Below are 22691 nucleotides of genomic sequence, written 5' to 3'. Positions count from 1 at the left end.
ACTAAATGGAGAACAACACCGTAGTCATGGGTGATCAGCGCCTCACCATCGAACAGGTGATGCGCGTTGCCAGGGGTGAGGCCAAGGTGGCCCTGAGTGGCCGGGCGGAGTTTCAGCAGACCATTGCCCGGGGCGCCCAGTTTTTGGACGACTTATGGCAGCGGGAGGGGGTTATCTACGGGGTCACCACCGGCTATGGTGACTCCTGCACGGTCACCGTGCCCTCCCACCTGGTGGAGGAGCTGCCGCTGCACCTCTCCCGTTACCACGGCTGCGGCATGGGTAATATCCTCAGCCTGGAGCTGGCCAAGGCGGTGCTGGTAACGCGCCTCACCTCCCTCTGTCAGGGTTACTCCGGGGTGACCCTGGCGCTGTTGCAACGCATTGAGTGCTTTATTAACGATAATGTCATACCGGTGATTCCCGAAGAGGGGTCGGTAGGCGCCAGTGGCGACCTGACGCCGCTCTCCTACCTGGCGGCGGCGCTGGTGGGGGAGCGCGAGGTCTTCTTCAATGGCAAGCGGCAGGCCTCGGCCCAAGCGTTGGCGGCGCTGGGGTTGGCACCGCTCAAGTTGCGGCCGAAAGAGGGGCTGGCACTGATGAACGGTACTGCGGTGATGACCGCTTTGGCCTGCCAAGCCTACCAGCGGGCCGAATACCTCACCCGCCTGAGTGCCCGCATCACCGCCATGATGTCCACGGCTCTGCTTGGCAACGCCAACCACTTCGATGCCGCGCTCTTTGCCGCCAAGCCGCACCCCGGCCAGGCCGACGTTGCCGGCTGGATTCGCGGCGACCTGTCGCCACAGTTTGCCGGCCACAACAGCAGCCGCCTGCAGGACCGCTACTCCATTCGCTGTGCGCCCCATGTGATTGGCGTACTGGCCGACTCCCTGCCGTGGATGCGCAGCTTTATTGAAAACGAACTCAACAGTGCCAACGACAACCCGCTGATCAATGTCGACAGCGAGCAGGTGATGCACGGCGGTCACTTCTACGGCGGCCACATCGCCTTTGTCATGGATTCGCTCAAGAACTGTGTCGCCAACCTGGCCGACCTGCTCGACCGCCAGATGGCGCTGTTGCTCGACCCGAAATTTAACCACGGTCTGCCGGCCAATCTCTCCGGCGCCACCGATGAGCGGGCGCCCATCAACCACGGCTTTAAGGCGGTGCAGATTGCCGTCTCGGCCTGGACGGCGGAGGCGCTTAAGCTGACCATGCCGGCCAGTGTCTTCTCCCGCTCCACAGAGTGCCACAACCAGGACAAGGTGAGCATGGGTACCATCGCCGCCCGCGATTGCCTGCGCGTTTTGGAGCTCACCGAGCAGGTGACAGCGGCGGTGCTGTTGGCCGCCAGCCAGGGGCTGGAGCTGCGCCAGCGGCAGGAGGAGCTGGCCGAAGAGGCGATGACCGACTCGCTGGTTGCCATGCAGAGCCAGGTGTTCGCAGCGTTTGAATTTTTGGAGGAGGATCGGCCACTGGAAGGCACCTTGCGCCAGTTTGTGGCTCTGATTCAAAACCGTCACTGGGATCTCTACCCTAACGGCTGACAGCTATGTTTAAAAAAACGCCACGCGTGGAAGTGCCGATCAAAATCCCCTTTTATGATGTCGATCAGATGCGCATCGTCTGGCACGGCCACTATGTGAAATATTTTGAGCGTGCCCGCTGCGAGCTGCTCGATCTGTTCGACTATGGCTACGCCTCGATGGAGCAGTCGGGCTATCTCTGGCCGATTATTGACCTGCGCGCCAAGTATATTAAGTCGGCCACCTTCAACCAGGTGATTGTGGTGGTGGCAGAGCTGGTGGAGTACGAAAACCGTTTGAAGATCAATTACGAAATTCTCGACCAGGCCAGTGGCCAGCGGCTGCACAAGGCGCACTCCATTCAGGTGGCGGTGGCCATGGCCAGTGGCGAGATGCAGTATGTCTCGCCAGCCATCGTCAAGGAGCGGCTGCAATGCTACGGCTATCTCTGATGCTCTGTTTGGCGCTGTGGCTGCCGGTGGCCCTGGCTGCCAATGAAGTGCCCGCGTCGGTGATGGTGGAGAGCCCAGAGCTGGCGGCCATAGCCGCGCGGCTGGCCCGGGATGAACCCGTGCGCAGCCGGTTTCGTCAAACCAAGGCCATGCGCCTGTTGTCGCGGCCGCTGGTGAGCGAAGGTGAGATGATCTTCGACCGGGCGCTCGGGCTCTACTGGCATATAGAAACCCCTTTCGCCAGCACCCTGTTGATGAACAATGAACAGGTGGTGCAGCTTAACGGCAGTCAGAAATCGGTGGTGACCGCCGCCCAACAGCCGGTGGCCTTCGGATTTGCCAAGGTCTTCTTTCAGGTGTTATCGGGCGATCTCAACGGCCTGCAACAGGAGTTTTCTGTCAGCCTGGCGCCGATGGCTGACGCCTGGCAGATCACCCTGGTGCCGAAAGAGGCGCAGCTGCGGGCGGTGCTTAGCCAAATTGTGATTGACGGTGTCGATGATATTAACCAGGTGACCATGACCGACCAGGCCGGAGACACCACCACCATCGACTTTTTTGATCAGCGACCGGGCGCGGGTGCGCTCACTGACCAGGAACGGGCACTCTATGCCTTCTGAGTGGTTGCTGCGCTGGCTCACCCCTAAGTTGTGGCTGGTGATGATGGCGTTGCTGAGCCTGCTCTTGGCGCTGCAGTGGCTGCGCGGCATAGAGGTGGAGACCGACATTTTGGCACTGTTGCCGGTGACCGAGCAGGACCCGATCGTGGCCGAGGCCAGCAACCGCTTTAACCAGTCCCTGGCCCAGCGCCACCTGCTGGTGGTGGGGGCCGAGAGCCTCAGCCAGGCGGTGGCCGCCGCTGATCAGCTGGCCGACGCCCTGGCCGAGGTGCCGGGCATTGCCGAGCTGGAGTACCGAATTAACGACGACCGTCAACGCGCCATGCTTGCCCCCTATCTGCCCTACCGGGGGCAACTGCTCGACGCGGACACCCGGGCACTGCTGCAAACCCAAGGCGGCGAGGCGCTGGTGCGACAAAATCTGCAACTGCTCTACTCGCCCATGGCGGCGGTCAACTCGGCGGTGTTGGCAGACGATCCACTGCTGCTCTTTTACCGGTTTGCTCTGGGGTTGGCTCAGGGCCAGGAGAAGGTCTCCCTGCGCCAGGGGGTGATCACCGCTGAGCACCATGGCCGGCACTATGTGCTGCTCAATCTGACGTTGGCCGACTCCCCCTTCTCCATGACCTTGCAACGTGAATTTCTGCCGGCGGTGGCGCAGGCGTTAGCCGGGGTGAGGGCTCAGTTTCCGGAGGTGGAGCTGCTCAATGTGGGCATGGTGCGCTACGCCGCCGCCGGGGTGGCGTCGGCCCAGAAAGAGATCTCCACCATTGGCATCGGCTCGCTGCTGGGCGTGGTGCTGTTATTGGTGGTGGTATTTCGCGCGGGCAAGCCGCTGTTGGTAAGCCTGTTGCCCATTGGTGTGGGCTTTTTGGCCGCCTTTGTCGCCTGCCAGTGGCTGTTTGGCTCTGTGCACCTGCTGACCCTGGTGTTTGGCGCCAGCCTGATTGGTATCTCCATCGACTACTCCTTCCACTACTTCTGTGACCGCTTAGGTGGCGGCAGTCAGTGGCGGGGCGATTTGGGGGTGCGCAATATCTTTAACGGCATTCTACTGGGCTTGATCACCAGTGTGCTCGGCTACGCCAGCCTCTGCTTTGCCCCCTTTCCGGGGATGCAGCAGTTGGCGCTCTTCTCCACGGTGGGGCTGACGGCGGCCTTTTTAACGGTGGTTTGCCTTTTCCCTTACTTGGCCGGAGGCGCCTCCGGCCATCACGAGAGCCGTTGGCTGCTCTGGTCCGGGCTGCTCTCTGCCGGCCTGCGCTGGCGGCAACCCTGGGGCTGGCTGGCAACCCTGGGGCTGGTGGTCTTTGCCGTCAGCGGTGTTAGCCGCTTGCAGGTGGATGACGATATTCGTCTGTTACAGAGCGTGCCGGCCAACCTGCGCGCCGAAGAGCAGCGCCTGGCCGAGATTTTGGGCGTGGGGCTCTCCAATCAGTTTCTGCTGGTGGAGGGTCGCGATGCCGAGCAGGTACTGGCGCGGGAGAGCGCGTTGATTCCGCAATTACAGGCGTTGCAGGGGCAGGGATCTCTCGCCCGCTTCGATGCCTTGAGTGCGCACCTGCCAACGGTTGCCCAGCAACAGTCCGACTGGCAGTTGGTTAAGCGCGAACTGGCCGGGCAGCCTCAACTGCTGGCCAATTATGCTGCGGCCTTGGGCTTGGCTGGTGAGACCATCGATCACTTTCAACAGCGCTATCAAGCCGGCGCCTTCCAGCCGCTTAACTTTGAACAGTGGTGGCAGAGCGATGGCAGCCGCCCCTGGCGCCACCTTTGGTTAGGCAAAACCGAACGCGGCTACGCCTCGGTGATCGCCCTCTATGCCGCCAAGCCGGGAACGCTCGCGCCGTTGGCCGACGGTCAGGCCGGCGTTTCGCTGGTGGATAAGGTGAGCGATATCTCTACGCTGCTTAGCAAATATCGCCAGCGTTCGGCCCTGTTAGTCATGCTATCCTACACGGCGATTTATCTGCTGCTCTGCCTGCGTTATGGGCCGCGCCTATCATTGCGCATTGTGACACCGCCCCTGGCGGCGGTAATCCTGGCGCTGGCCGTCTTGGGGTGGACGGGCCACGCGCTCAATATATTCCACCTGTTGGCGATGCTCCTGGTACTGGGTATCGGCATCGACTACACACTCTTTCTGGAAGAGGGCAGTCGCCATCGCCAGCGAACCCTGTTGGCAATTATTCTTTCGGCACTGACGACCCTGTTGTCGTTTGGTTTGTTGGCGCTGAGTGAAACCCCGGCGGTCTCGGCGTTTGGCGAGACGGTATTGGTGGGAATTTTGGTTAGTCTGCTGTTGGCGCCAATTTTATGCGGCCAGGCAAGAGCGGATGGAGCTGGCCAACGCGCCGGCAGCACACTTAGCAAAGATGGAGTTGGGGAGTCATAGCATGGCAGGTGCATCAACTGAACAAGAGCCGGTGGATGTTGTGGTAATTGGGGCTGGACCCTCTGGTGCCATCGCCTCGGCACTGTTGGCGCGCAAGGGGCATAAGGTGCGGGTGCTGGAGCGGGAGACCTTCCCGCGTTTCTCGATTGGCGAGAGCCTGCTGCCGCAGTCCATGCAGTATGTGGAGGAGGCGGGCATGATGGCGGCGGTGCACGCCGCCGGCTTTCAATTTAAAAATGGCGCCGCCTTTCAGTACCGCGGCCAGCGCACCGAGTTTGATTTCCGCCAGAAATTCAGCCCCGGCTGGAGCACCACCTACCAGGTGGAGCGGGCTACCTTCGATAAAATTCTGGCCGACGAAGCCGCGCGCATGGGCGTGGATGTGCGTTATCAGCACGAGATTACCGCCGTTGACCTCGATGGTGACCGCCCGCAAGTCACCTACCGCGATGTCGAGGGCAATGAGCAGAGCCTGGCAGCCCGTTTTCTGCTCGATGCCAGCGGCTTTGGCCGGGTTCTGCCGCGTCTGCTCGACCTCAACACCCCCTCCGATTTTCCGGTGCGCCAGTCGATCTTCACCCACGTGGTGGATCACATCACCCCGGGCAAGTTTGATCGCAATAAGATTCTGGTCACCATCCACCCGGAACACCGGGACGTCTGGTTCTGGCTGATTCCCTTTGGCGATGGCCGCGCTTCGCTGGGGGTGGTTGCCCGGGAGGCCTTTTTCGACAACTACAGCGGCGAGCCGGCGGAAAAACTGCGGGCGATTGTGGCCGAGGATGCCGGTTTAAGTGATCTGCTGGCCGAGGCCGAATTCAAATTTCCGGTGCGGGTAATTACCGGTTACTCCGCCAATGTGAAGTCGTTGTATGGCAAAGGGTTCGCCTTGTTGGGCAATGCCGGTGAGTTTCTCGACCCGGTCTTCTCCTCCGGCGTTACCATCGCTATGCGCTCGGCCAGTATGGCGGCGGCTCTGCTCGACCGGCAGCTGCGTGGCGAAGTGGTTGACTGGCAAAGCGAGTATGCCGAGCCATTGGTGAAGGGGGTGGATACCTTCCGCACCTTTGTCACTGCCTGGTATGACCAGCGCTTCCAGGACATCATCTTCTATCAGCAGCAGATGGAGGAAGTGAAGGCGATGATCTGTTCGATTTTGGCCGGCTATGCCTGGGACACCAACAACCCCTACGTGAAGGAGGGTGAGCGGCGCTTGAATGTACTGGCGGAAATATGCCAAAGCGCCTAACACTGGGGCTGCTGCTGATGGGGCTGGCGCTGTTGTCGGCCTGTTCGCTGTTGCGGCCCAAGCCCCATGTCCAGCCCTGGTTGTCGGTGTTGCCACCGGCGAGCCTGCAGCAGCAGCTGTGGGCGCTGCAGAAGGTGAGTGGCGAACGCCAGGGCGACAGCTTTGTGCTGCTCTTTCAGGTGGAGGTCGATGCCACGCAGATGGCACTGGTGGGCAGTGCGGTGAGTGGCACCACCCTGTTTAGCGTGCACTACCAGGATGGCGAGATCTCGGCCGAGCGCTCGCCCTTTTTGCCGGCGGTGCTGGACCCAGCCTTTGTGCTGGCCGATTTCCAACTGGCCTACTGGCCACTGCCAGCGGTGGCGGCGGCTCTGGCGGGCACCCCTTATCGGGTGGAGCAGGCGGGAGATACCCGGCAGCTGTGGCAGGCCGATGAGTTGCTGGCCAGTGTCCACTACAGCAGTGCCGACCCCTGGCAGGGGCCGGTTCAATTCGACAACAAGCATTGGGGTTATCAATATCAAATCGAAACCTTGCAGTATGAAACGCATTGATGGACATGTCTGAAGCCACGCGCTACACACTGGTCGATTTGGGCATTATCAATGCCCTGGGCTCGGGCAAAGAGAGTGTGCTGGCTAACTTCCTGGCCGGCCATGCCCCGGGCATGGCGCCGGCTGCGGATTGGCTGCCCAACCGCGAGCTGGTCTGTGGCCAGGTGTTGGCCGAGTTACCGGCGCTGCCCGCCGAACTGGCGCAGTTTGGTTGTCGCAACAATCGCCTGCTGCTGGCGGCGCTTGAGCAGATTGCCGGCCCCGTGGCCGAGGCCATTAGCCGGTTTGGCCGCCAGCGGGTGGGGGCGGTGATTGGCTCCAGCACCTCGGGCATTCTCGAAGGGGAGCGGGCGCTGGCGGCCCAGGCGGCCACTGGCGCAGTGCCGGCCGGCTACCACTACCGGCAGCAGGAGATTGGTACCTCTGCGGTTTTTGTCGGCCACTACCTGGGGTTGCAGGGGCCCTGTTACACCGTCTCCACCGCCTGCTCCTCCAGCGCCAAGGCCTTTGCCAGCGCCCGCAATCTGCTGGAGCTTAATCTGTGCGATGCGGTGATTGTCGGTGGCTCCGACTCCCTCTGTAAGTTGACTATCAACGGCTTCTCCGCGCTGGAGTCGGTCAGCCCGACGCTGTGCAACCCGTTCAGCCGCAATCGCCAGGGCATTACCATCGGTGAGGCGGCGGCGCTCTTTCTAATGATGCGCGGCGACGGGCCGGTGGCGCTGTTGGGGGTGGGCGAGGCCTCCGATGCCCACCATATCTCCGCTCCGCACCCAGAGGGGGTGGGGGCGGCCAGCGCCATGCGCGGGGCCCTGAACGATGCCGGCCTGGCGCCTGAGGCGATCGACTACCTCAACCTGCACGGTACCGCCACGCCGCAAAACGATGCCATGGAGAGCCTGGCGGTGGCCGAGGTGCTTGGCCTGCAGGTGCCTTGCAGCTCCACCAAACCACTCACCGGCCACACCCTGGGTGCCGCCGGTGCCACGGAGGTGGGGCTCTGCTGGCTGTTGGCCAGCCAGGCGCAGGGCGAAGCGCTGTTGCCGGCGCAGCTGTGGGATGGCGAGCCCGACCCAGCTCTGCCGACCATTGCGCTCTCGACCGGGGTCAGACGTCCATCGCCACCGCGCTACCTGATGAGTAACTCCTTCGCCTTTGGTGGCAGCAACTGCAGTGTGATTATTGGGAGAGAGTGACAATGACCGTGCAACGCCCCTACGGGCTGCCAACCGAGGCTAAGGCTCAACTGGAAGTGTTACTTACCCATCGCGACCCGATGATTTTACTCGATGAGGTTCTCGCCCTGGATGAGGTGCACGCTGTCAGTCGCGTAGTGGTGCAGACCACCAGCCGCTTTTTTCGGGATGACCTGGGTGGCGTACCCAGTTGGGTGGGGCTTGAGTACATGGCGCAAACCATTGCCCTCTGGGGCAGCGACCAACTGCTGCTGCAGGGTAAGCCGGTGGCCATTGGTTTTCTCTTGGGCAGCCGCTGCTACGATACCTCTGCCCGATTATTCACACCTGGCATGCGCCTGCTTACCGAGATAAAACCCAGCTATCTGGAGGAGTCGGGGTTATCCTCCTTTGACTGCACAATTCGCCTGGAGCAGCCTGATGGCGCGGGCCAGGTATTGGCGACGGCGGCGGTGAATGCCTTCCGGCCAGAGCGCCACGAGGAGTTTGTTGCCGCCAGTTTGCGCAACGCCAATCACCAATCAACTGAACAAGACCAAGGGGAGTAGGGTGAGCCGAACCATCTTAGTAACCGGCTCTGGCCGAGGCATTGGCAGGGCGATTGCCCTGCGCCTGGCCGAAGACGGGTTCGATATAGTCATTCACTGCAAAAGTGGCGTTGCCGCCGCTGAGCAGACGGCGGCAGAAATCGAGGCGATGGGGCGTAAAACGCGCCTTTTGCAGTTTGATATCGCCGACCGCGCCCAGGCGGCGGCGGTGTTGAACGCCGATATTGAAACACACGGCTGTTACTTTGGCGTGGTCTGTAACGCCGGTATCACCCGGGATAACGCCTTCCCCGCCATCACCGGCGAGGAGTGGGACGCGGTGCTGGATACCAACCTGGACGGTTTTTACAATGTCCTCTCGCCCGTTGTGATGCCCATGGTGCGCGCCAAGCAGGGTGGCCGGATTGTTACCCTCTCGTCGGTATCCGGCCTGATGGGTAATCGCGGGCAGGTCAACTATTCCGCTGCCAAGGCCGGTATTATCGGTGCCACCAAGGCGTTGGCGGTGGAGATGGCCAAGCGCAAAATCACCGTCAACTGTATCGCTCCCGGTCTGATTGAAACCGACATGGTGGATGAACTTCCCATCGAGGAGATGACCAAAATGATTCCGATGAAGCGCCTGGGTAAGCCGGAAGAGGTGGCCGCGGTGGCCAGCTTCCTGTGCAGCGATGGCGCCGCCTATGTCACGCGGCAGGTGATTTCGGTCAATGGCGGTATGTTTTAAATAACAAAACAGCGAAAGGCTGCATTAGGGTAATTTATGAAACGAGTTGTGGTGACTGGGGTAGGCGCAATTACTGCTCTGGGTAACGATTGGGGCACAATTTCACAGAAATTTCGCGATGGTCAGACCGCCGTGCGGCGCATGGAGGAGTGGTCTGATATCTCTGGTTTACGTACCCTGCTGGGGGCGCCGGTCACCGATTTTGAGAAACCGGAACATTACTCCCGCAAGCAGACCCGCTCCATGGGCCGGGGTTCACTGATGTCGACCCGAGCCACCGAGGTGGCACTGACTCAGGCCGGCCTGCTCGATGACCCCATTATTCAGGATGGCCGTATGGGTATTGCCTACGGCTCCTGTTCCGGCAGCAGCAAGGCAGTGGCCGATTTCGCCGGCCTGTTGTTGCAGCGCACCACCCGCAATATTACCGCCACCACCTATGTCGAGATGATGTCACACACCTGTGCGGTCAATACCGGGCTCTTTTTTGGCCTGAAGGGGCGTGTTATTCCCACGGCCAGTGCCTGTACCTCGGGTAGCCAGGGGGTGGGTTACGCCTACGAAGCGATCAAATATGGACACCAAAGCTTGATGGTGGCCGGCGGCGCCGAAGAGCTCTGCCCGACCCAGGTGGCGGTGTTCGATACCCTGTTTGCCACGTCGCAAAAGAATGACACCCCACAACTGACGCCACAGCCGTTTGACCGGGACCGAGATGGTCTGGTGATTGGCGAAGGCGCCTGCTCGCTGATATTGGAAGAGCTGGAACATGCCCAGGCGCGCGGCGCAAAAATTTACGCCGAGGTGGTGGGCTACGCCACCAACTCCGACGGCCGCCATATCACCTCGCCCACGGCCGACACCATGGAGGTGGTGATGCGCCAGGCGCTGGCCAATGCCGAATTGGACCCAGCCGCCATCGGTTATGTGAATGCCCATGGCACCGCCACCGAGCAGGGCGATATTGCCGAAACCAACGCTACCTCTTCAGTGTTTGGCCCGGAGATGGCTATCAGCTCGTTGAAGAGCTACTACGGCCACTCCCTGGGTGCCTGTGGTGCCATTGAAGCCTGGTTGACCATCGAAATGATGAATAGCGACTGGTACGCCGGCACTGCCAACCTCAACAATGTCGATGAGCGCTGTGGCGAATTGAACTATCTGCGTTTGGCCGGTGGCAACCTGCACAACGAGTACGTGATGAGCAACAACTTTGCCTTTGGCGGGATTAATACTTCGCTGATTTTTAAACGTTGGGCCTAATTGGTGGGCTGGGTTTTAACGGCGGGGGACTAAATCGAGATGGGGCGTCGACCAGTGGGTGATGCCACTGATCGACGTTGCTGGCGGAAAAACCTCCTGGGATCATTCCGCCGGTGGCGGTGGTTAACGAATACCGACCACTATGCCTTTATCGTCAAAGGTGATGGCGGTACGGGCAAACTTATTGCGCCAGTACATCCATTCGGTGGAGTCCAGGGTTGGGTTGACGTGCTTGGGTGGATGACCCATGGCCAATAAAATGCCGGCTTTGGTCATGCCCACTATTGGCCGGCCCTGTTTAATTCCCTCCTGATCCTTCTTACTCATTTTGGCCACCTTGGAGTCATCACAACTGCTACCAAAAAAGAGTTTCAGATGATCTTCAAACGGCTCCGCTGCCGCCTTGTGGTAGAGGTAGGTGTATTCGCGGTTGCCCCGGCTGGGTACGGAGAAAATCATTTTTTTGCGGTTGAATTTAGTGATCACCACCTCGGTACACATAGGCAAGAGTGCGGGCAGTTGATAGTTAACGGCGTAAAGGCGACTGTTTTGTTCATCCGGGTGGAGGTTGGACAACAGGTAGACCTTGTCGGCCTTTAACATATCAACACCCTTGTCATCGAGCAGGCTGGCCGCCTGTACCTGAAAGCACACTAACGCCAAAAGGCTGAATAAAACGCGTTTCATAGATAATCCCTTTTCTCAATTAATTGGTTTTTGTTGTAGGAGAGCCTGTGAAAAAACGGCTCTATTTCTAACACGGAGTGTCGGCGAGGCCAAGAGGCCTCGCCGGTTTGTTAGCTATCGAGATTGACGTAGGTCTGTTGCGGCTTATTACCACGCAGTTTTGCTAGGCGATCGCGTAGTTGAGACTTCAACATCAGCAGCAGGAATTTAAGTAAGCGCAAAAAGTGTTGCGGGTACTTAAAGGTGAATTTTGTGTAGTACCAACTGATGCGCGGCTGTTGGTAAAAGCTCATGATGATTTTGCGGTAGTTGCTGTTGAGCTCCTCCTGAGTGAGCGCTTCTGGCGTCCATAAGAAATTCATACCGTTCATTTTTTCCCAGTGGTCATCGCGAATATTGGTGCCGTACAGATCGCGGTAGATGGGCGAACCGGGGTAGGGGGTGAATTTGGTCAGGTGCATGATGGTCAGCGGCACTTGTTTCAGGAAGGCTTTGGTCTGGGCGATGGTCTCGTGGTTCTCCCCGGGGTAGCCCAACATAAACAATCCCTTGCTGCGAATCCCGGCTTCGTGGGTCCACTGCAGCGCTTGAATGGATTTATCGAGCGATGCCGCTTTGTCCATCTTTTGCAGCAGGTCGTTGGAGCCGGATTCCAAGCCAAAGCTGATCTCCCAGCAGCCCGCCTTTTTCATCAGCGCCAGGGTTTCGGGTTTGATGACATCGGTGCGCGATGCACAGCTCCAGGTGATATCCATACCACTGTCAATAATGAGATTACACAGCTCGGTGGTGCGCTTTTTACTGGCGGTAAAAAGGTCGTCGACAAACAGAATGTGCTTAATGCCGTAGTTGTTTTGCAGGTGTTGCATAATTTCAAACACCCGTTGCGGGCTGTAGGCGCGTACGCTGGCACCGAAGGTGGAGGTATCACAAAACTTACAGTGGAAGGGGCAACCGCGGGAGGCGGCAATGCTGGCCACCGGCTGCCGGGGGAAGTCATACACCGCCGGGCGATAGGCGTGGGGGAAATCGGGCAGTAGATCCCAGGCGGGCATGGGCAGGCGATCGAGATCTTTATTGATGGCAAGCCGGGGCGTCTGCACAATTTTAGCGGTGATCTCTGATTCATCGCGGTAGATCAGGGCCGGTACTGAATTGATGTCACCGCCATCGCGCAGCGCGTCGAGCAACGCGACAAATGGCTCTTCACCCTCGCCGATAATGGCGTAGTCAAAAACGCGAAAACGCTCCATGGTCTCTGGCCCCATGGAGGAGATGTGCGGCCCGCCTACCACAATCACAATGTGCGGCAGCCGCTCTTTGATTTTTGCGGCCATCTCGGCGGCACACCAAACGCCCACAGTAAAGAGTGTAATGCCCACCACAGCGGGGCGGCTCTCGGCCACCTGGTTGGCCACCTCGTCGATGGTCAGATCAAAAATATCGCTTTCAATGATGGAGGGCTCATAGCCAAATTCACGAATCTCCGCCGCCAGGTGCAACAGGCCCAGTGAGGGCGAGGCGTTGGTGATGTGTTTGACGTACTCGTAACCCTTGGCAATGCGCTCGTAGGGTGGGGTAATCAGTACGACTTTATTATTGTCCATTGCTAAATCCTTGGCAGGCCTCTGGGCGATATCGATCCAGCGCTCAGTTATACCCCATGCGAGGGTTAAATTCACTCCTGAATGCAGTGGTTATCACTCACTTCACTGTTCGAAAGGCGTTGACCGTAGCACTCCTTGGGCGTCCAGGCTGGAGCAACCACCCTGCTATGGCCAACTTTTGGGAGACTGGTTTTTGATACAGGAGACTGATGTGTGGAGAGTGCATGCTCAATTTACCGGGTTACCGGGCTCTTTCGGCGACAATCAAAATGGTGTATTTAGCTGCTGGTGTTGTCGCTTACCGGAATTTAGATGTTAACGGTATTAAAGGAAGTGCGGGCTCTAAGCTAATGTGTATGAGCGCAAATAGTGAGTTTGCCATAGGTGGGCCAGGCAACAACCACAACCAGCTAAGTTTCCATAAAGTACCAAATTAACTCAGTGGTGGATGGCATAATTCTTATGCCCCTTCCATCGCTGCTCTGCTATCCCCATTGGCAGGGTTCGAAAGGGGTATGATCCTAATTGACTTAAAGTTCTATGGGATCGATAAAGTGGCAGCTTGGTACTGTTCTGTTGAGGTACTCATGGCAAAAGGAGTAAATAGTGTCGCACCTGTTATACATCTTCCATAATCCTGCTGAGAAAAAGGGGACTACAAGGAATAATTCGGTGCCAGTGCTATGATCTGAGTGTTCATCAATCCAATAATTGACGATAATTTACTTTTGGGGTAGGATTTAGAGTCCATTGATATTATCGGTTAAAACTAGTGACCTTAAGTAAATTGAATCAGCATGGTCAGAAAATGGGCCGCAAAGGAAGAGAGACCCGTCAGAAGATTATGGATGTGGCTCTGAGTATGCTGGCGCATAGATCTTACAAAGATCTGACGGTCTCTGAAGTTAGTCAGGAAGCCGGGGTTTCTAGTTCTACCTTTTACGTCTATTTTGAAGATATCGAGGATGTGCTGTTTGCCTGTGTTCAAAACGCCGCGCTAGACTTGGGAGAGCTGGAGGAGGCCATCAACAAGGAGTGGCCATTAGAAGAGCTCACTGCTTGTGTTCAACAGTTTGTGGATATCTATAATCGCTTGTGGGAAAAGTATCGGGTTGAATTGCGAGTGCGTAACCTGGAGGCCGACCAAGGTAATTTACGTTTCCTGAACATTCGGGTCGAAACCACAAAAGATATCCTTCAAGCGCTCGGCAAAAAAATTGCCCAAATAAACCCCAAATTAAAATACCCCAACCAAATTGCTATCGTAATTCACGCGGCAATGGCTTCAATTGCTTCTCAGCATGATATTGGCGTTACCAGTGCTATGCGCCAGACCAGGAAGCAGTTAAGTGCCGGCGTTGTTGAAATGATCTGTGCCCTTCTGACAGGCTGATTTTTACCTTTCTATCATCCAATGCTCTTGGCTAAATCAAGGGCAATATATCAAAATTGCAAAGCATCTCTCTGGCTGAGACAAAATTACCTAATCAATTTTTACGTGGTGTTGTCATTCGCTACTGAGAGACTGCGGCACTTCTTTCCTGGGCCTACTATAGGCTCCCATTCATTTGTGGTTTTACTGTCGTATGTGTCAGTTTCCCTAACTGGATGCGGTCGCTAGGGCTTGACGGTATGGCTTAAGCGATTGGTAAGCGAGTATTGCGGCAAGCGGGCAGAGTATCAATGGTAGTATAGCCAGCGAATAACGTAGGGAGTTGTCGTTGCCGAAAACGAAGTCAGTAATCGAGGCGACGATGGTCGGGCCAAGGGTGAGACCGAAGAGGTTCGCGAAAAATAGGGAGAGAGCCGTTACCTGAGCTTTCATCTGATTGGGTGTGATGGCTTGTAGCGCAGTCATGGCTGGGCCATAGAAACCATTCAATAAAAACATAGTCGGGCAAGCCAGGATAACGGCGAGTGTTGGAGATGGTGATAATGGGCCCAATGCGGCAGGCAGCAACAGACAGCAGGCAATGATCAGGAGCATCCTGGCAGGTGCATCAGTAAACCCTTTTTTAACCATGGGTTGGACCAGCCAACCTATAACCAACGCCCCTAAACTACCGGCGATAATATAAATAATACCGAATTCCAATCCTGCGGATTCGCGTGATACTCCGTAGGTTCTAATAAGAAACTCGATAAACCAAGCCAGCGTCCCGTAAGTCATTACAGTCAGCAACGAGTTCGCACCGATAACGCCCAGATAGATGCGCTTATGGGTGACTAAATAGCTAACTAGCTCACCGGCGTTTGGTGTTCCTTGCTGGTTTATCAGGTCTCTGTCGGTGCGTCGCTTTGGCTCTTTGATTAAGGAGAGCAGTAGCACAATAAGAAGACCGGGTAAGCCAACGCTGATAAACGTCATCTGCCAAGCCTTGATGTGGCCAAGGAGTGGTATTTCAGCTCCTCCCAGCTCGGCAAAATATTGATAAATGAAACCGCCAACAATGGCAGATAAACCGCCGCCTAAGGTGACTCCCAAGCTGTAGACAGCAAAAACCCGGGCGTGTTTGGCTGGTGGAAATAGGTCCGATAGCATTGAGAAGGCAGGCGGTGATAGAGCTGCCTCACCCACGCCTACACCGATTCGAGCCACGAACAGTGTTGCTAAGTTACGAGCCATTCCACATAGGCAACACATTATGCTCCAGCAAAAGATCCCGATGGTTATAATCCATTTGCGGTTGCTGTTGTCAGCCAGGCGGGCGATGGGAATTCCCAGAAATATGTAAAAAAGAGAGAAGGCGAGGCCGTGCAGCAAACTGTATTGGAAGTCGGAAATTGCCAAATCTGTGCGTATCGGCCCTATTAATACCGCCATTACATTGCGGTCGATAAAGGACAATATGTAGGCAGCCAGTAGCACTGCAAGTGCATAATAAGCTTGTAGGCTGGTAGTTTCAGCTTGATGATGTGGCTGGAGGTTGGTCATTGAGGTGTTCAAGTCTGACTCCTTACCTGTCTTCACACCATGTGCGTAGGTTTATCTTTGATTGGTCAATATAGTGAATAGTGGTGGTGTGTCAGATTTTGTTTATAAACACCACATCACTGGGTATCGCCGGTAATTATTTTAATAAACGCACTAACAGAAACCGAGTTGTTATGGTACTCGATCGATAAAAAATTACTAAGTAGTTTTCTGGCTTGCTTAAAAGTCTGTCCTGATGGCTTTTTAACCATTCTTGTTGGTAGTGTCTGACGTGTAGTGATCTTTTAGTTGTCGAATCAATACCTTACCAGAAGGGTTTCTGGGTAGCTCTTCAATAAAGTCGAAGGAGCGGGGAATTTTAAAACGGGCAATTTTATTTGCTAGAAAATCGCGAAGTTGCTGTACAACCTGAGTGAGTGGTTCGTTGCCAGTACGGAGCTGGATAACCGCTTTTACCTCCTCGCCCCATTCTGGGTTGGGTACACCGAAGACGGCCACATCCACCACCAGTTCGTGCTCCTGTAGCGCTTGTTCTATTTCACTGGGATAGATATTAACACCGCCCGAAATTATCATATTGGACTCTCGGTCGGACAGATAGACAAACCCGTCTTTATCGACTTTGCCTATATCGCCCAAAGTAAAGACATAGGGTTGAGGATGCGCTTTGCGAGTTTTTTCTGGATCATTGTGATAGTCAAATACCTGCGGGAGTGTTTGATGGCGGCAGTAGAGTAACCCTTCGGGTTCGCTTGAGGGATTACCATTCTCATCACCTATGAATACCGTGAAGTTGGACACTGCGCGTCCCACGGAACCTGGGTGTTTTGCCCATTCGAAGCTGTCGATCATCGTCACTACCCCCGATTCTGTAGCGCCCCAATATTCGCTCAGAATCGGCCCCCACCAATCGATCATCTGCTGCTTAACCGTTCGGCTAATAGGTGCGGCACCATGAAAAACGTATTTCAATGAGGTGTGGTCGGCCTCTTTAAATTGTCCCTGGTTACGAGCTTCCAGCAGTCGCACAAACATGGTGGGTACCAGGTGCGTGGTGGCTACGCGATAGGTGGCAACCGTATCAAAGAAGGTTGCGTTGTCCCATTTGGGTAGGATGATCATGGGGGCGCCATTGAGCATGTCGTAGATTGCAAACATGCCGGGGGCCGCGTGGTAGAGGGGGCCGGTAACCAGATGGGGGCCACGGCCGATCAAGCCAAAAGCGTTACCCAGGTTGCGCAGCCGTTCAATCATCTGCCGTACCAGCGCAGGTTTGGCTCGTTTAACGCCTTTAGGCCGACCTGTTGTGCCACTGGTATAGAGCATATTGCCGCCGGCGGGGGATTCACCTGAGATCAATACTTCCTGCTCTGCCGGTAGCAAGTTGGCAATGGCATCAACCACGTTGACGGTTTCACCGGTGGATTCTGGCAGTAGCAGGTCGGCCAACTCATGGTCGTGGAGAATGAGTTTTGCACCGCAGTCACGACGTATGTAGTCGATCTCAGCTGGGGCCAGATGAGTATTTATCGGTGTTACCCAGAGGCCGGCCAGCATACCGGCCAGCATTGCCTCGACATACTCAACACGGTTACCGATCAACAGGGCAATATGATCCCCGGGGCTCAGCTGCCATTGGCCTCGTAAGAGGCTCGCCAATCCATTGATATTGGTATCCAGCTCTAGCCAGGTGCGCTTCGAGGTGAGATCCGTGATTGCCAATGCCTCAGGATTGTCTTGCAGTTGCGGTTGAAAATAGGATGCTGTCATGACTGTTATTCTTTGATAAAAACTGACGAAGTGACAATAATATAAACAGTTTGTAGAGAGAGTCTAGCTTGCAGAATATTAAACAAGGAAAAATAAAGGTTTTAATGCCGATTATTTCTAAACCGAATTAATGCCCGTTAATAAATTGACTAAATGTTAGTTTTTGGAATAGCATAGAAGCTTGAGTAATCGCGCAGACTGAGGTGTTTGACATGGCCAAAACAGCAGTGCCTGTTCTCGAGGGATGGTTTGCTTTGGTGGATGGTCAGGCTCATCTGACTGGCTCTAAATGCCAAAATTGCGGCACCTACTATTTCCCAAAACAGTCGCTTTACTGTCGCAATCCAGACTGTTGCAGCGACTCTTTTGAAGAGGTGCCATTGTCGCGTACTGGGACAGTATGGTCCTACACCAATGCCATGTACCAGCCTCCAGAACCGTTTGTTGCCGCAGACCCTTACCTCCCCCACACCATTATCGCTGTCCAGTTGGAGCGTGAGCAGATGATTGTATTGGGGCAGGGTGCTACAGGTGTGGAGTGTTCCGACCTGGAGGTGGGCATGGGTGTGGAGTTGGTGTTGGAGACCTTGTTCGAAAATGATGAACAAGAGGTGATCACTTGGAAATGGTCGCCAATTGCACGCTAGTAAATTCTCCTTTTAGCCACTAGATAGTCTATTTTGAATTAAATCTCATGAGTACAAATAACCAGATAGCTGTTTTGGGTGTGGGTCTGCATCCCTGGGGTAAGTGGGGGAAGGTGTTTACCGAGTACGGAGTAAAGGCTTGCCAGGCGGCGCTGGCCGATGCCGGGGTTCCTTGGCGTGATGTAGGATTTGTGTCGGGCGCAGCCACCATGCGTTGTGGTTACCCAGGGTATGTGGCGGGGGCCACCTTCGCTCAGGCGTTAGGTTGGCAGGGCGCGGAAGTTAACACCTCTTATGCTGCGTGTGCTTCGGGCTCTCAGGCTTTAGCTGCAGCGCGTGCAAAAATTTTATCTGGCCAATGTGATTTGGCTTTGGTGGTTGGTGCTGACACTACTCCGAAAGGCTTTTTAAAGCCGGCACCAGGCGACCGTCCGGACGACCCGGACTGGGTGAGATTTCGGCTCGGTATTACCAACCCGTCCTATTTTGCCCTCTATGCTCGGCGTCGTATGGCGCTGTTTGGCGACACCGTCGAGGACTTTGCCAAGGTTAAGGTAAAGAACGCTAGGCATGGTTTCCACAATCCCAATGCCCGCTACCGAAAGCAATTCACCGCTGAAGATGTTGCTAATTCTGCTCTGGTGGCGGATCCGTTACGTTTAATGGATATATGTGCCACGTCTGATGGCGCTGCCGCTATCGTAGTCTCTTCTATGGAGTATGCGAAAAAAATTGGCTGCAAAAACCCAGTTCGTATATCCGCTATCTCTACGGTGACTCCGACATTTGCCTCGGGGTTGGTGGAGATGCCCGATATCGCCACTGATTCTGCAGCGGTGGTCGCGGCTCAAAGTTTTCGCTCGGCTATTCCGTTAAAGGCTTATGAAGAGGCAGGCGTTGCGCCCAAGGATGTCTCCTTGGCTGAGGTATACGACCTCTCCACTGCGTTGGAGCTGGATTGGTATGAAGATTTGCAGTTGTGTCCGCCGGGGGAGGCTGCCCAGCTGGTTCGCCGGGGAGATACCTCTATTGGAGGGCGTGTGCCGGTGAATCCATCCGGCGGCTTGGCATGCTTTGGTGAGGCAGTACCGGCACAAGCGTTGGCGCAGGTTTGTGAATTGGTGTTACAACTACGTGGTCAGGCCAGTGGTCGGCAGGTGGATAATCCCCGTGTCGGAATTACTGCTAATCAGGGCCTGTTTGGGCATGGTTCATCGGTAATTGTTACCCGTTAGCCTCTCCTTCTTAATCGTAAAAAGCTAATAATATGTCCTTTTTTTGACCGGTGGTATCGAGTAATTGCCGCCGGTTCATTCCATATATGCCAAAAAATTACCATAAATCACTACTTTATTGATCTCATTGAGCGACGTGTAGATCTAGAATAAATATGGAAATCCATGAAAAATTGACTTGACGTCAGTTTTTGCTGCTCGTATATTGATGTTCATTGAACAACAAATAATTCTAATAATTGGTTATGTATGTGAAGCGATGGATTAATCGGCCGGAAGGTTCAAATTGGGGAGATTTTGGCGAAGACGATGCCATTGGTCGCCTCAATCTTATAACGCCTGACTGTCTGCTTAAGGCTGTGCAAGAGGTCAAGGAGGGGCGTCGGTTTTGTCTCTCTCTTCCGCTCGACTACCCCGGCGGTAGTGTGCTTAATCCGCGTCGCTTCCCTCCAGATGTGACATTTTCGATGCGGGGTGACGACCCTGCCATGTGCTTCCCTATGGGGCGGGTTGTTCCAGGGCAGACCGATGTGGTATGTGATGACCGAGTAACCCTGTCGACTCAATACTCCACGCAGTGGGATAGCTTAGCCCATATGGGGGCTCTATTTGATGCCGATAACGATGGTGAAGATGAGGTTGTCTTCTATAACGGCTACCGGGCAGGGGTAGAGGTTCGCGGTCCGAAAGATTATCTCCACGGTGATAAGGCGCTAGAGCCACCTTACGGTGCAGGGCCGCTGGCCATCGATGGTTTGGCGACTGCCGCAATTCAGGGGCGTGGCGTTATGGTGGATCTGTATGCCCACTTTGGTAATGCTCGAAAAGCGGTCGGTTACGACGATTTAATGGCTATCCTGGAGCAGGATCAAATAGCGATTGAGTCTGGCGACATCGTCTGTTTGCGCACTGGATTTGATCGGGAGTTGTTAAAGCATCAGAAACAACCCCCAGTTGGTATCCAGCATGATTATTGTTCCGGATTAAACGGCTCAGATGAGCGTCTTTTGCAATGGATTACCGATGCCGGTGTGGCGGCGTTCGTATCCGATAACGAAGCTGTGGAAATACTGCCCACACCCAAGCCGCCGAATGGTCGTGGCTCTCACTTTCCGTTGCATGAACATTGTTTGTTTAAACTGGGTTTGCCGCTCGGCGAACTGTTTTTCCTCAGTGAGTTGGCGGATTGGCTCAGGTCGGCTAAACGCAATTACTTTCTACTTACTGCGCCTCCGTTGAGATTGCCTGGCGCGGTAGGGTCACCGGTTACTGCCATTGCTACTGTGTAGCTTTAACCACTATTAATGGCAGGAAATAGCAAAAGGTAATAGTTATGGATATTAAAAAGCAACTGCAACAGGCCGCGGCTGATCCGGTAAAGCTCAAAGAGGGTGTGGCAGGTGCACATATTGTCCCACTGCTGATGAGTTACATCCATCTCACCGGTGATAAAAAATATTTGGATGAAGTTCGACCCTATATTTCCGGTGGTTGGGACTATCAACAGGCTATTCCTTTGGCGTTGCAAGAGCGGATTCGTGCAGATGTGGTTGTAGCAATCGAACGACTCGCTGAAAGTGGCGATGCAGAGCATAAGGAGTTAACGCTCGAAGAGTTAAAGGCGATGGTCGATGTTGCTTGTGGCTCTGATGTGCCGGAGAAATATCTGCCTATCTTTTATGAGGAGACCTGCTTTGGCGGTAAAGATTATCGTGCAGTGCAGTGGCGTAAGCCGGTATCAAGTGCCGAAACTGACAAATATCCTGTAGTTATTGCGGGCGCGGGTTTTTCTGGCGTTGTAATGGGAGTGCGGCTGAAACAGGCTGGTATTCCGTTTGTAATTATTGAGAAAAACGATGCCGTGGGTGGTACTTGGTATGAAAATACTTACCCAGGAATAGGTGTCGATACCCCTTGCCATTTCTACTCATTTTCGTTAATGCCTAATCCGGATTGGCCAGAGTATTTCAGCAAGGGGCCACAATTAAACGCGTACATCAATCGTATTGTCGACGAATTTGGTATTCGGGAAAATATTCATTTCAACCAAGAGATACAAACCGCTGAATATAATGAAGAGCGCTGCCGCTGGCAGATATCTGCCATGGATAAAGCGGGTAAGAGCCTAAGCTACGACGCCAAAATATTTATTAGCGCGGTTGGAATTTTGAATCGCCCGTCAGTGCCAAACTTTCCCGGGCTGGACACGTTTAAGGGGCCTAAGTTTCACTCCGCGCGTTGGGATCACAGTGTTGATCTTAAGGGTAAGCGGGTTGCCATGATCGGAACCGGTGCTACCGGCATCCAGGTGGGGCCGGCCATTGTTGATGAAGTGAGCCATTTAAGTATTTTTCAGCGGTCGAAACATTGGGTGATTCGCCACCCCATGTACCATGAAAAGGTCTCAGAGGCGGTAACCTGGGCTACTAAAAATATCCCTTACTATATGGATTGGTTTCGTTTTCAATTGTTCTGGGCCGCTTCTGACGGTTTTCATCCAACTTTGCGTATGGACCCAAGTTGGCAGGATTCTGCGCACTCGCTGAATGCTGAAAATGCAAAAATGCGTGAAGAGTTAATCGCTTACGCTAAATCGGAATTAGGTGATCGCACGGATCTTCTGGAGAAGGTGATCCCCGATTATCCACCCTTTGGTAAGCGTATGCTACGTGATAACAATTGGTACAAGATGCTTAGCCGTCCAAATGTAGATCTTTACGCTGGTGACGTCGACGAAATTGTTGAAGACGGCGTAATCGCTGGCGGCAAAAAATACGCTGCCGATGTTATCGTGTTGGCGACTGGTTTTAAAGCTTCGCGTATGTTGTGGCCGATGGACATCAAAGGTAGAGATGGGGTTTCCATTCGCGATCGCTGGGGAGAAGATAACCCGCGCGCGTATCTGGGTATTACGGTACCTGAGTTTCCAAACTTTTTTGTGCTGTATGGTCCAAACACCAACCTTGCTCATGGCGGTAGTGCCTTCTTTCATAGCGAGTGCCAAGTGCGCTACATCAGTTCTGCTCTGCGTGAAATGGTTGAGCAAGGTATCGACGAATTGGAAGTAAAGAGCGAGCCTTTTGAGAACTACAATGACAAGGTAGACGCTGAGCATAAACAGCTGGTGTGGTCGCATCCCGGTGTCACCAGTTGGTATAAGAATAAGGGCGGTCGGGTAACCATGAATTCACCATGGCCGCTCTCTGAGTACCGGAATTTCACCGCCAATATAGATTTGGGTGATTATCAACAGAAGAGTCTTGTTGCAAGTTAG

Annotated in this window: 20 protein-coding genes; 16 read left to right on the top strand and 4 right to left on the bottom strand. The window is 54.9% G+C overall.

The window, feature by feature from the left end; all coding sequences use genetic code 11:
* Positions 1–5: 5 nt before the first annotated feature.
* The 10 genes from SBL51_RS10320 to SBL51_RS10275 are packed head-to-tail and all read left to right on the top strand — an operon-like array spanning position 6 to position 10536.
* On the top strand, positions 6–1553 hold the full coding sequence (locus tag SBL51_RS10320; protein WP_317930851.1) for an aromatic amino acid ammonia-lyase: 1548 nt from the start codon (positions 6–8) through the stop codon (positions 1551–1553).
* Positions 1554–1558: 5 nt separating this feature from the next.
* Positions 1559–1984 carry a thioesterase family protein gene (locus SBL51_RS10315; protein WP_317930850.1) on the top strand — a complete coding sequence of 142 codons (426 nt, stop codon included), beginning with the start codon at positions 1559–1561 and terminating at the stop codon, positions 1982–1984.
* Complete coding sequence (locus SBL51_RS10310; RefSeq protein WP_317930849.1) at positions 1966–2604, top strand: outer membrane lipoprotein carrier protein LolA; 639 nt, start codon at positions 1966–1968, stop codon at positions 2602–2604. Before SBL51_RS10315 ends, SBL51_RS10310 begins: the two co-directional genes overlap by 19 nt.
* On the top strand, positions 2594–4999 hold the full coding sequence (locus tag SBL51_RS10305) for a hypothetical protein (protein ID WP_317930848.1): 2406 nt from the start codon (positions 2594–2596) through the stop codon (positions 4997–4999). Before SBL51_RS10310 ends, SBL51_RS10305 begins: the two co-directional genes overlap by 11 nt.
* Position 5000: 1 nt before the next feature.
* The gene (locus SBL51_RS10300) at positions 5001–6248 is read left to right on the top strand and encodes an NAD(P)/FAD-dependent oxidoreductase (protein WP_317930847.1); all 1248 of its coding nucleotides are present in this window, start codon (positions 5001–5003) and stop codon (positions 6246–6248) included.
* A complete protein-coding gene (locus SBL51_RS10295; RefSeq protein WP_317930846.1) occupies positions 6233–6802 on the top strand; it encodes a DUF3261 domain-containing protein in 570 nt (189 codons plus the stop codon). The genes SBL51_RS10300 and SBL51_RS10295 overlap by 16 nt, the downstream gene beginning before the upstream one ends.
* Positions 6803–6807: 5 nt before the next feature.
* Positions 6808–7998 (top strand): beta-ketoacyl-[acyl-carrier-protein] synthase family protein, encoded by a 1191-nt coding sequence (locus tag SBL51_RS10290; RefSeq protein ID WP_317930845.1) that lies wholly within the window; start codon positions 6808–6810, stop codon positions 7996–7998.
* A 2-nt stretch (positions 7999–8000) separates the two neighbouring features.
* Complete coding sequence (locus SBL51_RS10285; RefSeq protein WP_317930844.1) at positions 8001–8546, top strand: hypothetical protein; 546 nt, start codon at positions 8001–8003, stop codon at positions 8544–8546.
* Position 8547: 1 nt separating this feature from the next.
* Positions 8548–9273: a 3-ketoacyl-ACP reductase FabG2 gene (locus SBL51_RS10280; RefSeq protein ID WP_317930843.1), complete on the top strand. Its 726-nt coding sequence runs from the start codon at positions 8548–8550 to the stop codon at positions 9271–9273.
* 36 nt (positions 9274–9309) lie between these two features.
* Entirely contained in the window at positions 9310–10536 is a 1227-nt protein-coding gene (locus SBL51_RS10275) for a beta-ketoacyl-ACP synthase (RefSeq protein ID WP_317930842.1), read from the top strand.
* Between the two features lie 123 nt (positions 10537–10659).
* On the opposite strand, the gene SBL51_RS10270 is transcribed toward SBL51_RS10275, so the two are convergent.
* Entirely contained in the window at positions 10660–11223 is a 564-nt protein-coding gene (locus SBL51_RS10270) for a hypothetical protein (RefSeq protein ID WP_317930841.1), read from the bottom strand.
* Between the two features lie 110 nt (positions 11224–11333).
* Positions 11334–12830, bottom strand: coding sequence for a B12-binding domain-containing radical SAM protein (locus tag SBL51_RS10265; RefSeq protein ID WP_317930840.1), 1497 nt, complete (start codon positions 12828–12830; stop codon positions 11334–11336).
* A 224-nt stretch (positions 12831–13054) separates the two neighbouring features.
* Here SBL51_RS10265 and SBL51_RS10260 point away from each other — a divergent pair, with 224 nt between their 5' ends.
* The gene (locus SBL51_RS10260; protein WP_317930839.1) at positions 13055–13267 is read left to right on the top strand and encodes a hypothetical protein; all 213 of its coding nucleotides are present in this window, start codon (positions 13055–13057) and stop codon (positions 13265–13267) included.
* Positions 13268–13602: 335 nt separating this feature from the next.
* The gene (locus SBL51_RS10255; protein ID WP_317930838.1) at positions 13603–14223 is read left to right on the top strand and encodes a TetR/AcrR family transcriptional regulator; all 621 of its coding nucleotides are present in this window, start codon (positions 13603–13605) and stop codon (positions 14221–14223) included.
* Between the two features lie 207 nt (positions 14224–14430).
* Here SBL51_RS10255 and SBL51_RS10250 read toward each other — a convergent pair whose 3' ends face one another.
* Positions 14431–15777 (bottom strand): MFS transporter, encoded by a 1347-nt coding sequence (locus SBL51_RS10250; RefSeq protein ID WP_317930837.1) that lies wholly within the window; start codon positions 15775–15777, stop codon positions 14431–14433.
* A 231-nt stretch (positions 15778–16008) separates the two neighbouring features.
* The gene (locus SBL51_RS10245; protein ID WP_317930836.1) at positions 16009–17535 is read right to left on the bottom strand and encodes an AMP-binding protein; all 1527 of its coding nucleotides are present in this window, start codon (positions 17533–17535) and stop codon (positions 16009–16011) included.
* A gap of 212 nt (positions 17536–17747) precedes the next feature.
* Here SBL51_RS10245 and SBL51_RS10240 point away from each other — a divergent pair, with 212 nt between their 5' ends.
* The 4 genes from SBL51_RS10240 (at position 17748) to SBL51_RS10225 (ending at position 22691) form a co-directional block, all read left to right on the top strand.
* Positions 17748–18182: a Zn-ribbon domain-containing OB-fold protein gene (locus SBL51_RS10240; protein WP_317930835.1), complete on the top strand. Its 435-nt coding sequence runs from the start codon at positions 17748–17750 to the stop codon at positions 18180–18182.
* Positions 18183–18229: 47 nt separating this feature from the next.
* Positions 18230–19417 (top strand): lipid-transfer protein, encoded by a 1188-nt coding sequence (locus SBL51_RS10235; RefSeq protein WP_317930834.1) that lies wholly within the window; start codon positions 18230–18232, stop codon positions 19415–19417.
* 251 nt (positions 19418–19668) lie between these two features.
* Positions 19669–20706 carry a cyclase family protein gene (locus tag SBL51_RS10230; protein ID WP_317930833.1) on the top strand — a complete coding sequence of 346 codons (1038 nt, stop codon included), beginning with the start codon at positions 19669–19671 and terminating at the stop codon, positions 20704–20706.
* 44 nt (positions 20707–20750) lie between these two features.
* Positions 20751–22691 carry a flavin-containing monooxygenase gene (locus SBL51_RS10225; protein ID WP_317930832.1) on the top strand — a complete coding sequence of 647 codons (1941 nt, stop codon included), beginning with the start codon at positions 20751–20753 and terminating at the stop codon, positions 22689–22691.

The organism is Halioxenophilus sp. WMMB6 (genome assembly GCF_033283405.1).
GTDB lineage: Bacteria > Pseudomonadota > Gammaproteobacteria > Pseudomonadales > Cellvibrionaceae > Halioxenophilus.
Note: the sequence above shows the minus strand (reverse complement) of the source record. Positions and strands in the feature narration are given on the sequence as shown.